General features: G+C 69.3%; 14 protein-coding genes. 8 read left to right on the top strand and 6 right to left on the bottom strand.

Annotated features, from left to right (window positions below; translation table 11 throughout):
- Nucleotides 1–113 precede the first annotated feature (113 nt).
- Nucleotides 114–473 (bottom strand): hypothetical protein, encoded by a 360-nt coding sequence (locus ACWFRU_RS09915; RefSeq protein ID WP_453685607.1) that lies wholly within the window; start codon nucleotides 471–473, stop codon nucleotides 114–116.
- Nucleotides 443–802 (bottom strand): pentapeptide repeat-containing protein, encoded by a 360-nt coding sequence (locus ACWFRU_RS09920; RefSeq protein ID WP_453685608.1) that lies wholly within the window; start codon nucleotides 800–802, stop codon nucleotides 443–445. Before ACWFRU_RS09920 ends, ACWFRU_RS09915 begins: the two co-directional genes overlap by 31 nt.
- Here ACWFRU_RS09920 and ACWFRU_RS09925 point away from each other — a divergent pair.
- On the top strand, nucleotides 745–1,023 hold the full coding sequence (locus tag ACWFRU_RS09925) for a hypothetical protein (protein ID WP_453685898.1): 279 nt from the start codon (nucleotides 745–747) through the stop codon (nucleotides 1,021–1,023). The genes ACWFRU_RS09920 and ACWFRU_RS09925 overlap by 58 nt on opposite strands.
- Nucleotides 1,024–1,129: 106 nt before the next feature.
- Here the strand turns inward: ACWFRU_RS09925 and ACWFRU_RS09930 are convergent, their stop codons facing one another.
- Complete coding sequence (locus tag ACWFRU_RS09930) at nucleotides 1,130–2,134, bottom strand: serine/threonine-protein kinase (protein ID WP_453685609.1); 1,005 nt, start codon at nucleotides 2,132–2,134, stop codon at nucleotides 1,130–1,132.
- 263 nt (nucleotides 2,135–2,397) lie between these two features.
- Between ACWFRU_RS09930 and gcl the strand changes: the two genes are divergently transcribed.
- Together gcl and ACWFRU_RS09940 are read left to right on the top strand one after the other, a co-directional pair.
- Nucleotides 2,398–4,185, top strand: coding sequence for a glyoxylate carboligase (gcl, locus tag ACWFRU_RS09935; RefSeq protein ID WP_363210046.1), 1,788 nt, complete (start codon nucleotides 2,398–2,400; stop codon nucleotides 4,183–4,185).
- Between the two features lie 67 nt (nucleotides 4,186–4,252).
- Entirely contained in the window at nucleotides 4,253–4,825 is a 573-nt protein-coding gene (locus tag ACWFRU_RS09940) for a YdeI/OmpD-associated family protein (protein WP_453685610.1), read from the top strand.
- A gap of 448 nt (nucleotides 4,826–5,273) precedes the next feature.
- On the opposite strand, the gene ACWFRU_RS09945 is transcribed toward ACWFRU_RS09940, so the two are convergent.
- From ACWFRU_RS09945 to ACWFRU_RS09955, 3 genes are all read right to left on the bottom strand, one after another.
- Nucleotides 5,274–6,731 (bottom strand): catalase, encoded by a 1,458-nt coding sequence (locus ACWFRU_RS09945; protein WP_453685611.1) that lies wholly within the window; start codon nucleotides 6,729–6,731, stop codon nucleotides 5,274–5,276.
- A gap of 216 nt (nucleotides 6,732–6,947) precedes the next feature.
- Nucleotides 6,948–7,838: a 2-hydroxy-3-oxopropionate reductase gene (locus tag ACWFRU_RS09950; RefSeq protein ID WP_453685612.1), complete on the bottom strand. Its 891-nt coding sequence runs from the start codon at nucleotides 7,836–7,838 to the stop codon at nucleotides 6,948–6,950.
- 93 nt (nucleotides 7,839–7,931) lie between these two features.
- Nucleotides 7,932–8,759, bottom strand: a complete 828-nt coding sequence (locus tag ACWFRU_RS09955; protein ID WP_453685613.1) for a TIM barrel protein — start codon at nucleotides 8,757–8,759, stop codon at nucleotides 7,932–7,934.
- Nucleotides 8,760–8,884: 125 nt separating this feature from the next.
- On the opposite strand from ACWFRU_RS09955, the gene ACWFRU_RS09960 reads away from it, so the two are divergent.
- The 5 genes from ACWFRU_RS09960 (at nucleotide 8,885) to pucL (ending at nucleotide 11,530) form a co-directional block, all read left to right on the top strand.
- A complete protein-coding gene (locus ACWFRU_RS09960; RefSeq protein WP_453685614.1) occupies nucleotides 8,885–9,145 on the top strand; it encodes a hypothetical protein in 261 nt (86 codons plus the stop codon).
- Complete coding sequence (locus ACWFRU_RS09965) at nucleotides 9,142–9,510, top strand: helix-turn-helix domain-containing protein (RefSeq protein WP_365819022.1); 369 nt, start codon at nucleotides 9,142–9,144, stop codon at nucleotides 9,508–9,510. The genes ACWFRU_RS09960 and ACWFRU_RS09965 overlap by 4 nt, the downstream gene beginning before the upstream one ends.
- A 156-nt stretch (nucleotides 9,511–9,666) precedes the next feature.
- Nucleotides 9,667–10,179: a 2-oxo-4-hydroxy-4-carboxy-5-ureidoimidazoline decarboxylase gene (uraD, locus tag ACWFRU_RS09970; RefSeq protein WP_453685615.1), complete on the top strand. Its 513-nt coding sequence runs from the start codon at nucleotides 9,667–9,669 to the stop codon at nucleotides 10,177–10,179.
- Nucleotides 10,179–10,592, top strand: coding sequence for a hydroxyisourate hydrolase (gene uraH / locus ACWFRU_RS09975; RefSeq protein WP_453685616.1), 414 nt, complete (start codon nucleotides 10,179–10,181; stop codon nucleotides 10,590–10,592). The genes uraD and uraH overlap by 1 nt, the downstream gene beginning before the upstream one ends.
- A gap of 5 nt (nucleotides 10,593–10,597) precedes the next feature.
- Nucleotides 10,598–11,530, top strand: coding sequence for a factor-independent urate hydroxylase (pucL, locus tag ACWFRU_RS09980; protein WP_453685617.1), 933 nt, complete (start codon nucleotides 10,598–10,600; stop codon nucleotides 11,528–11,530).
- The last annotated feature ends 36 nt before the right edge of the window (nucleotides 11,531–11,566 follow it).

Here is an 11,566-nt window from a genome sequence, read left to right on the forward strand (position 1 = left end):
CACCTGCCTGGTCGTCCGGCGAACGCCGCCGTCGCCCCCGCCCGGTCAACAGGCAGCCACCCCGGCCTGGCCGGCAGCCACCCCGGTCTGGCCACCCGACCGACCCCACCCAGTCACCCCGAGGCGATCAGTTCCGCCGCCGCGCTGTTCACCGGCTGCGGGGTTCCCGCGAGGTCGATGACGAACAACGGGACGGAGAGTGCGTCAGCCCGTACGCGGGCACGCTCCTCGTAACCCGCGAGCGAGAAGCAGACGCACGCGACGGAGTCGGCCATCGCGCTGAGCCATAAGCACTCCACGTCACGCAGCGAGGTCGGCTGCACGGACGGCTCGACCAGGGCGATCACGCCCCGCGCCGAGACCCGTACCCCGGAAGGCGCCCGCCTGACCGCTCCCCGGATCTCCGCGTAACCGAGCCACCGCAGATACAGCCCCGCCACCGTCACCGCGTCCCGCGCCGTGCGGACCGGCACCGGTTGGAAGGCGGGCCTGGGCGTCGGCGCCGTCCGGGGGAGCGGGATGTGCGCCGGAGGAGTCGGGTGAGCCGGAGGAGTCGGATGAGCGGGCGGCGTCTGAGCGGCCGGTGGCGGCCCTGCCGGAGCCTCGCGCCCCGGAGTCTCAGGCCGCCCCGGAGCCTCACGCCCCGCAGCCTCGCGCCCCGGAGTCTCCGGCCGCCCCGGAGCCTCGCGCCCCGCAGCCTCACGCCCCGGAGTCTCCGGTTGCCCCGTACCCGTGGGCCGCCCCGTGCCCGTCGGCGGAACCGCACCCGTCGGCGTACCCGTACCCGTCGACGGACCCCCACCCGCAGAGGACCCCGAAGGTGCCTGGACCGAGCGCACCGGGATACGCAGTACCGCCCCGCACGCGCACCCCAGCTCCGGCTGGGGCCACTGGCCGCGGCGGCCGCACATCCGGCACCGTACGGTCACCCACTCGTCCGCCCACGTCCGGTCCGTCACCGGCAGCACCGTCGCCCCGCGCGCCACCGGCGGCACCACGGGAGCGCCGCACGCGCAGGGGTAGGACGGCGGGGCGTACACATGATCGCGCCGGCAGACCGGGCACCGTACCGGAACGCCGCTCTCCGTCATCACCCTCACCCGTCACGTCAGTGCTCGCGTGCTCGCCGTCACCGCTCGACGGTTCGTGGCGTCCATCGTCCACCAAGTGGGCTTGCCACGGCAGGCAGTTGAGCCAAGAACAGGGTGCCCGCCAGGGTCAGGGACCGGCGGCGGCTGCCCGGCAGGGGGAGGCCCGCCATGCGCGCGACGGTGCGTGGGGCGGGCCGGGCCGTGGGGTGCCCCGCGAGGCAGGCGGTGACCAGGGGCAACAGCTCCCCCGGTACGCCACCCAGGTCCGGTACGCCACCCAGGTCCGGTACGCCGCCCAGGCCCGGCGCGTCCGCCAAGTTCGGCGCGTCTGCCAAGTTCGATGCGCCCGCCAGATCCCGTACCCCCGCCAGGCCCCGGCTGTCGAGGACCCCGGTCTCGAAGGGACCGCGCCCCGCCGCCGCGAAGGCCAGGACCGCGCCGAGCGAGAAGACGTCCGAGGGCGGCTTGAGCGCCGCTCCGTGCGCCGTTGTCACGAGCTCGGGTGCCGCGTACCCCGGCCTTCCCGTGTACCCGGCCCGTGCCGCACACCCGGCCATGCCGAAGTCCACGACGCGCGGGCCGTCGGCCGCCAGCACCACATTCGACGGCCGCAGGCCACCGTGCACGAGCCCCGCCCGGTGGATGTCGTCCAGCGCCCCGGCGAGGGCGTTCGCCAGCGTCCGCAGTTCCGGGACGGAGAGCGGCCCGCCGAGATCCCGTACCCGCGTGGCGAGAGTCGCGCCCGCGACGTACTCCATGGCCAGCCAGGGCACCTCGGCGTCCGGATCGGCGTCGACGAGCGCGGCGACGCGAGGCCCCCGTACCGCCGCGATCGCCTGCACCTCGCGGCCGAAGCGCCTGCGGAACTCCTCATCACGGGCGAGAGAGGCCCGCACCACCCGCAGGGCGACCGCGCGCCCCGTCCCGTCGTGCGCGAGGAAGACGCGCCCGAGGCCGCCCTGCCCGAGCAGGGCCCCCGCCCGCCAGCGGCCGTGGCTCGGCGTGCCCTGCCCCGCAGGGGACGCGTCCGGTGAACTGGCCACGCTGGACCCCCCGATGGTGTGGCCCGAATTCACTGCTGAATTCAACGACTGGGACGCGCCCTCCGGGCAGCCCGGTTCCCGGACAACTCTTGACGGTCTCCACTGCACCCCCCTACATTGCTTCCATATAGCAGAACTAAATTTCCACAATGCGGAAACAGAAGCTCACCGCGGGGCGCGACGGGAGCCGGATCCGCCAGCCGAACACGCCGGCCGCGAGGTCGGCGCAGCTGTCGAAGCTGTTGTCGAAGCAGGAGAACCCCATGGCTCGTATGACCGCTGTCCGCGCGGCAGTTGAGATCCTCAAGCGCGAGGGCGTCACCAACGCGTTCGGTGTCCCCGGCGCCGCGATCAACCCCTTCTACAAGGCGCTCCAGGAGGGCGGTGGCATCGACCACACGCTCGCCCGGCACGTCGAGGGCGCCTCGCACATGGCCGAGGGCTACACCCGCGCCAACCCCGGCAACATCGGCGTCTGCATCGGTACGTCGGGCCCCGCGGGCACCGACATGATCACCGGTCTGTACTCCGCGACGGGTGACTCCATCCCGATCCTCTGCATCACGGGCCAGGCGCCGACGCACCTGCTCCACAAGGAGGACTTCCAGGCCGTCGACATCGCGACGATCGCCAAGCCGGTCACCAAGATGGCCGTCACGGTCCTGGAGGCCGCGCAGGTCCCCGGCATCTTCCAGCAGGCGTTCCACCTGATGCGTTCGGGCCGCCCGGGCCCGGTCCTCATCGACCTGCCGATCGACGTCCAGCAGACCGAGATCGAGTTCGACATCGACACGTACGAGCCGCTGCCGGTCTACAAGCCGACCGCGACCCGCGCGCAGATCGAGAAGGCGATCACCTTCCTGGTCGAGTCCGAGCGTCCGCTGATCGTCGCCGGCGGCGGCATCATCAACGCCGACGCCTCCGACCTCCTGGTCGAGTTCGCCGAGATCACCAACACCCCGGTCGTGCCGACCCTGATGGGCTGGGGCACCATCCCCGACGACCACGACCTGAACGCGGGCATGGTCGGCCAGCAGACCGGCCACCGCTACGGCAACGCCACGTTCCTGGAGTCGGACTTCGTCCTCGGCATCGGCAACCGCTGGGCCAACCGCCACACCGGCTACAAGCTGGACGTCTACACCCAGGGCCGCAAGTTCGTGCACGTCGACATCGAGCCGACCCAGATCGGCAAGATCTTCGCGCCGGACTACGGGATCGCCTCCGACGCCAAGGTCGCCCTGGAGCTCTTCGTCGAGGTCGCCAAGGAGCTCAAGGCCGCGGGCAAGCTCCCGGACCGTTCCGCGTGGGTCGCCTCCCACCTGGAGCGCAAGGAGACCCTGCAGCGCCGCACGCACTTCGACAACATCCCCATGAAGCCGCAGCGCGTCTACGAGGAGATGAACAAGGCCTTCGGCCCGGACACGCGCTACGTCACCACCATCGGCCTCTCGCAGATCGCGGGCGCCCAGATGCTGCACGTCTACAAGCCGCGCCACTGGATCAACTGCGGCCAGGCGGGCCCGCTCGGCTGGACGATCCCGGCCGCGCTCGGCGTCGCCACCGCGGACCGCGACACCCCGGTCGTCGCGCTCTCCGGTGACTACGACTTCCAGTTCATGATCGAGGAGCTGGCGGTCGGCGCGCAGCACCGCATCCCGTACGTCCATGTCCTGGTGAACAACGCCTACTTGGGCCTGATCCGCCAGGCCCAGATCGGCCTGGACATCAACTTCCAGGTCAACCTGGAATTCGAGAACCAGAACAGCCCCGAGCTGGGCGTCTACGGCGTCGACCACGTCAAGGTCGCCGAGGGCCTGGGCTGCAAGGCCATCCGCGTCACCGACCCGAACGAACTGGGCGAGGCCTTCGAGCAGGCCAAGAAGCTGGCCCAGGAGCACCAGGTCCCGGTCGTCGTCGAGGCCATCCTGGAGCGCATCACCAACATCTCGATGAGCCCCACGGCCGACATCAGCGCGGTCAAGGAGTTCGAGGAGCTCGCCACGGAGCCGGGCCACGCGCCCACGGCCATCCGGCCGCTGAAGGTGTGACGCGGCGCTGAGCTCTGACAGGGGCGGTCCACCCGTGGGGGGTGGGCCGCCCCTTTATCTTGGGCCGATGGAATCGCTCGCTGATCTGAAGGTCATGACCTGCGCGGACCGGGTCGAGCTGGAGGCGTGGCTCGACGAGCACCACGCCGGTTCGCCGGGCGTCTGGGTGAAGCTCGCCAAGAAGGGTTCGGGGGTGCCCTCGGTGACGGCCGCCGAGGTCAATGACGTGGCGCTCTGCTACGGCTGGATCACCGGCCATCGCAGGTCGTACGACGATGTCCACTACCTGCAGAAGATCACGCCTCGCCGGCGGCGGAGCCTGTGGTCGAGGGTCAACGTCGACCGGGTCGCGGAACTGACCGCGGAGGGCCGCATGCGCGAACCTGGCCTCGTGGAGGTTGCGGCGGCGCAGGCGGACGGGCGCTGGGAGGCGGCCTACGAGTCCCAGCGGACCGCCACGGTCCCGGACGACCTGGAGGCGGCGCTTGCGGCGAACCCCGCGGCCCGCAAGGCCTTCGACGCCCTCGGCAAGACGGACAGGTACGTCGTCCTGCACAGCCTGATGACGGCGAAGAAGCCCGCCACGCGAGCCGCCAGGCTCGAACGGATGGTGGCTCGACTGGCTGAGGGCGCCCCGTAAGGGGCGCGGGGAACTGCGCGACCAGCCCCCACGTACCGGCAGACAAAGAAGAGCGGCGAGCACGGGACCGTCCGTACTCGCCGCTCTGGCTTCGGTGGGAGGAAGTTGTAGCCGTCCGACCGCGCGCGACTGGCGGAACATGCATACGCGCCGCCGGACGGAGTCAAAGGGGGCCCAGGGGCCAAGGCCCCAGGGCTCAAGGCCCAGGGGCCAGAATCGGCTGGGACCGCGGCGGCCGCGAATGGACCGGCGGGATTCCCTTCCCTCAGGTCGAGAAGGGAGCCGCCTGACCTTCACCACCGCACTGGCTCGCGGAGCCGCCGCGGTCCTCGTCCGGCCCGGCTCATCACGGGACCACCCCTCATCCGGGTCCGTGATGGCGCGGGCGCAGCACCGGGGAACTGACCTCCCGTCAATTCCCCGGCGCAGTCCGGGAGTTCTGTGAGGCCTAGTCCTCGCGCAGGGCGCGGACCGCCTCCTCCACGCGCTTGCCGTACTCGGCGTCGGCGGCGTGGAAGTGAGCCAGGTTCTTCTCGATGACGTCGTCGCGGCTGACCTGCGAGAGGCCTCCCGCGATGTTCGCCACCAGGCGCGCCTGCTCCTCGGCCGACATCAGGCGGTACAGCTCGCCCGCCTGGAAGAAGTGGTCGTCCTTGGTGTGCAGCGGCGCCTCGTGCGTGCCCGTGTGGCCGTTGACGGCGAGCGGGGCGGAGAGCGGCTGACCGGTCTCGACCGGACCGTCGTACGAGTTGGGCTCGTAGTTCTTGCGGTCACGGCCGTAGGCGTTGGCCGCCATCAGACCGTCACGGCCGTAGTTGTTCGCGGTGGTCGCCTTCGGGGCGTTCACCGGGAGCAGCGTGTGGTTGACGCCCAGGCGGTAGCGGTGCGCGTCCGCGTAGGCGAACAGGCGGCCCTGGAGCATCTTGTCGGGGGAGGGGCCGATGCCCGGAACGAAGTTGTTCGGGGAGAAGGCGGCCTGCTCGACCTCGGCGAAGACGTTGTCGGGGTTGCGGTCCAGGACCAGGCGGCCCACGCGCTGCAGCGGGTAGTCGCTGTGCGGCCACACCTTCGTCAGGTCGAAGGGGTTGAAGCGGTAGTCCGCCGCGTCCGCCGCCGGCATGATCTGCACGTGCAGCGTCCAGGACGGGTTCACGCCACGCTCGATGGCCTGGAGAAGGTCCGTCTGGTGCGAGTTGGCGTCCTTGCCCGCGAGCTCGGCGGCCTGCTCCGAGGAGAGGCTGCGCACGCCCTGGTTCGTCTTGAAGTGGTACTTCACGAAGAAGGCCTCGCCCGCCGCGTTCGTCCACTGGTAGGTGTGCGAGCCGTAGCCGTTCATGTGGCGGTACGACGCGGGGATGCCGCGGTCGCCCATCAGCCACGTCACCTGGTGCGTCGCCTCGGGGGAGTGCGCCCAGAAGTCCCAGACGTTGTCCGGCTCCTGCTTGCCCGTGAAGGGGTCGCGCTTCTGGGAGTGGATGAAGTCGGGGAACTTGATCGGGTCCTTGATGAAGAACACCGGGGTGTTGTTGCCGACGAGGTCGTAGTTGCCCTCCTCGGTGTAGAACTTCACCGCGAAGCCGCGCGGGTCGCGGACCGCGTCCGCGCCGCCGAGGCTGTCCGCCACCGTGGAGAAGCGCAGGAACGTCTCGGTGCGCTTGCCGACGGTGTTCAGGAAGTCGGCCGAGGTGTACGCGGTGACGTCGTCCGTCACCTCGAAGTAGCCGTATGCACCGGATCCACGCGCGTGCACCACACGCTCCGGGATGCGCTCGCGGTTGAAGCGGGCGAGCTTCTCGAGGAGGTGCTGGTCCTGGAGGAGGATCGGGCCACCGACGCCGGCGGTGGCTGAGTTCTGGTTGTCGGCGACAGGGGCGCCGGACTCGGTCGTGAGCACACGCTTCGACATGGTGGCGGAGTTGACCTTCCGTACGGACTGCTGAAACTGCTGAGGTGAAGTGAGGCGAGCTGACGTGAGCGTAAGTACGCTGAACAGCTACGTCAACAGTTTGTTGAAGTTGGGGTCAGGGTTCCGGGCCGCGGCGACGCCTGGGCGCGACAGGACAGGTGTCAGCGCCGCCACGGCCCGGAAGTTGAGGGAGCTCGTGAAGCTTCTTGGGGCTTCTTAGAGCTCGGCGCCCGAGAGGCGCTCCACGCCGCGAAGCAGCGCGGAGTGGTCGAGACCGCCGTCGCCCTGCGCACGCAGCGAGGCGACGAGCTGGGCCACCACGGAGCCGACGGGGAGCGAGGCACCGACATTGCGGGCGGCGTCGGTGACGATGCCCATGTCCTTGTGGTGCAGGTCGATCCGGAAGCCGGGCTTGAAGTCGCGCTTGAGGAAGTTGTCCTTCTTGCGGGTCAGGACGGTCGAGCCTGCAAGCCCCCCGTTCAGGACGTCGAGGGCGGCGGTCAGGTCCACCCCGGACTTCTCCAGGAAGACGACTGCCTCGGCGCACGCCTGGATGTTCACGGCGACGATGAGCTGGTTGGCGGCCTTCACGGTCTGACCCGAGCCGTGCGGACCGCACAGCACGATGGTCTTGCCGAGGGCGTCCAGAAGCGGCTTGGCCTCGTCGAAGTCGGCCTGCTCGCCGCCGACCATGATGGAGAGCACGGCCTCGATGGCACCGGCCTCGCCACCCGACACGGGGGCGTCCAGGACGCGGATGCCCTTCTCCTTGGCGGCCTTGGCCAAGTCCACGGAGGTCTGCGGGGTGATCGACGACATGTCGACGATCAGCGCACCGGACCTCGCGTTCTCCAGGATGCCGTCCGCACCGTACGCGATGGCCTCGACCTGCGGGGACGCGGGCACCATCGTGACGATGACGTCGGCGTCCTTGACGGCCTCGGCGATGGACTTGGCGACGGTGCCGCCGGCCGCGGCGAGGCGGTCCAGCTTGTCCTGCTCAAGGGTGTAGCCGGTGACGGAGTAACCAGCCTTGATCAGGTTCTCGGACATGGGGGACCCCATGATGCCGAGTCCGATCCACGCGATCTTGGGAAGGTTGCTCATGGTGAGAGCCTTTCTAAAAGCTTGTCTACGTCGACGAATCGGGTGCTGGGCGCCGGGTGGGTGGGCGGGAGAGATCCGCCGCGAAGCGGCGGCCTAGTCCGCGGCGGGCAGCCAGCCGAACGCCTCGGAACTGGGCCGGTCGCCCGGCTTGTACTCCAGGCCGACCCAGCCCTCGTAACCCGCCTTGCGAAGCTGATCGAGCAGCTCTTCCAGAGGCAGCGACCCCGTCCCGGGGGCCCCACGGCCAGGATTGTCGGCGATCTGCACGTGCGCGGTCTGGGCGACGTACTGATCGATGACGGCAGGCAGGTCCTCGCCGTTCATGGACAGGTGGTAAAGGTCCATGAGGAACTTCGCGTTACCGAGCCCGGTAAGGGTGTTCACCTTGTCGACCACGGCGATGGCCGCGTCCGCGCTGACGATCGGGCAGCGCGGCGACTCCGGCTTGTTCAGGGCCTCGATCAGCAGCACCGCGCCCACGCGGTCGGCCTCACGGGCCGCCAACGCCAGGTTCTCCAGGGCGAGTTCGTCCTGGACCGCGGGGTCCACGCCCTCCACCCGGTTGCCGTACAGCGCATTGAGCGCCTTGCAGCCGAGGGACTCGGCGAAGTCCGCTGCCACCGAGAGGTTCGCGCGGAACTTCTCGCTCTCCTCGCCCGGGATCGACAGGGCGCCGCGGTCCGGTCCGGGCAGCTGCCCGGCGTAGAAGTTCAGGCCCACCAGCTGTACGCCGGCGTCCGTGATCGCGGCCCGCAGGGCGTCGAGCTCGGACTGCTCGGGGGTGGGGGCGTCGACCCAGGGCCACCACAGCTCGACCGCCGTGAAGCCCGCCGCGGCGGCGGCCGCGGGGCGCTCCAGGAGCGGGAGTTCCGTGAAGAGGATCGACAGGTTCACATTGAAGCGCTGGTCGGAGTATCCCATGGGGCTTCCGCGCTCCTTCCGTATAGCGGAAGTTAATTTCTGTCTGATGGAAGATTGCCGTCGAGGATCGGCCCTTGTCAAGAGGGGGCTGCCGGAAAATCACCCCGCGGCAGTAGGTTGTGCGCGTGCGATTGAGAGTGGAGTTCACGACCGAACCCTTCGACCTGGACGAGGCGCCCGCCCATGCGGTGGTGGCCCGTGACGTCATCCAGGGGGCCGCGCTCGACGCCGTGGACGTCGGCCCCTTCGGCAATACCGCGGAAGGCGGCGCGGACGAGGTCCTGACCGCCGTCGACGCGCTGCTGCGCAAGGCCCTGGAGGCGGGCGCGACCCGCGTATCACTCCAGGTGAACGTGCTCGGAGAGTCGGGGGAGGCCGTCGAATGACCGGTGCCAGAGACGACCACGGTCCCTTCGTGGCCGCCGTCAAGCCGCTCGTGGACGCCATGGGCGGCGAAATGGTGCCCCCCGACGAGGCGGGCACCGACGACGTCGTCCTCGCCTGGCGGGGCGAGGACGTGGTCGCCGTACGCCTTCCGCAGCTCGCGGACTCCCTGGACCACATCCTGCTGGCCCTGGAGCGCAAGCGCGGGGTGCCCCTGTCGGAGCTGGACCGCAAGGCCAAGCAGGAGGTCGTACGGATACTCGAGGCGCGAGGCGCCTTCGCCGTGCGGCATGGGGTGGAGACGGTCGCCGGCGCGCTCGGCGTATCGCGCTTCACCGTGTACAACTACCTGAACCGTTCCACCTGAGCCCCAGGTCAGAGCGCTCCAGAGGGCCGCCGTCCGTTAACCGGACGGCGGTTTTTGTTTCCCGAAGTTTTCAACAAAGTGTTGACGTGGTGTTTCGGCTGGCGTTAGCTATCCGCAGCCCGTCCAGCACAAGGCCTTACGGCCACGGAGGCACCCGTGACTTCGAGCTCGACGCCGGGCCTTGCCCGGTTCAACGCCTTGCCGGAGAGTGCGGCCACCGCCGCTCTCCACGAGGCCTGCGCCTCATCGGCCTGGGGAAGCAGACTGCTTGCCCAGCGCCCTTTCCCCACCGTCGAAGCCCTCTTCGCCGCCAGCGACGCCGCCATGGCCGAGCTGACCGCCGATGATCTGGCCGAGGCGATGGCCGGGCACCCGCCGATCGGACGCCCGAAGCCCGGGGACCCCACGTCGTCACGTGAACAGCGCGGCATGGCGGGGGCCTCCGAAGAGCTCAAGGCAGAGATGCTCGAACTGAATCTGGCCTACCAGGAGAAGTTCGGCCATGTCTTCCTGATCTGCGCCACCGGCGCGACCGGTGAGCAGATGCGCGATGCGGTGAAGACCCGGATCGGCAACTCCGCCGAGCAGGAGCGCGACATCGTGCGCACCGAACTCGGGAAGATCAACCGAATCCGGCTGACCCGTCTCGTGGAAGAGGACAACGACTGATGAGCACTGACACCACCGCCTCGGTGTCCACGCACATCCTGGACACCAGCGTCGGACGCCCCGCCGAGGGCGTCGCCATCTCGCTCACCGCCCGCAGCGGCCGCGACGCCGAGTGGGTGACGCTCGGCGGCTCCGCGACCGACGCGGACGGGCGCTGCAAGGACCTGCCGGCGCTGCCGGAGGGCACGACCCACGTACGACTCGACTTCGAGGTCGAGCAGTACTTCTCGAACAAGCCCAGCACGAAGAAGCAAGCCGAGGCGCAGCAGGACGCCCCCCGCGTAAGGGACAGCGGTGCGAGTGACGTGTTCTTCCCGGAGGTGGCGATCACGTTCGCCGTCACGCCGGGCGAGCACTACCACGTACCGCTGCTGCTCAACCCGTTCGGCTACTCCGTTTACCGAGGGAGCTAGCAGACATGCCCACGATTCTCGGCCAGAACCAGTACGGCAAAGCAGAGAACCGCGTCGTCAAGATCACGCGGGACGGCGACACCCACCACATCAAGGACCTGAACGTCTCGGTTGCGCTCTCCGGCGACCTGAACGACGTCCACTACAACGGCTCGAACGCCAACTGCCTCCCGACGGACACGACGAAGAACACCTGCTTCGCGTTCGCCAAGGAATACGGCATCGAGTCCGCCGAGCAGTACGGCATCCACCTCGCCCGGCACTTCGTGGACAGCCAGCCCTCGATCCACCGCGCGCGGATCCGGATCGAGGAGTACTCCTGGGAGCGCATCGGCGGCTCCGACAGCAACGCCAAGTTCATCGGCGCCGACGAGGTCAACCACTCCTTCGTCCGCAAGGGCCAGGAGACGCGCCTCGCCCAGATCACGTACGACGGCGAGAACTTCGAGGTCCTCTCGGGGCTCAAGGACCTGACCGTGATGAACTCCACCAACTCCGAGTTCTGGGGCTTCATCAAGGACAAGTACACGACCCTGAAGGAGGACTACGACCGCATCCTCGCCACGTCGCTGTCCACCTGGTGGCGCCACAACTGGACCAACGACGAGCAGCGCATGCCGAGTTGGGAGCGGTCGTACGAGCAGGCGAAGAAGCACATCCTGCACGCCTTCGTGGAGACCTACTCCCTCTCGCTCCAGCAGACGCTGTACCAAATGGGTTCGCGGGTCATCAACAACCGCAGCGAGATCGACGAGATCCGCTTCTCCGCGCCCAACAAGCACCACTTCCGCCAGGACCTCTCGCCCTTCGGCCTCGACAACGAGGCCAAGGACGGAGCCGTCTACTGGGCCGCCGACCGTCCCTACGGCCTGATCGAGGCCACGATTCTGCGGGACGGCGTCGAGCCGAAGATCCCGGTCGACATGACCAACCTCTGACGCGGGACGCGCGCCCCCGTCCGTCCGCAGCGGACG

Source organism: Streptomyces sp. NPDC055099, assembly GCF_053607685.1.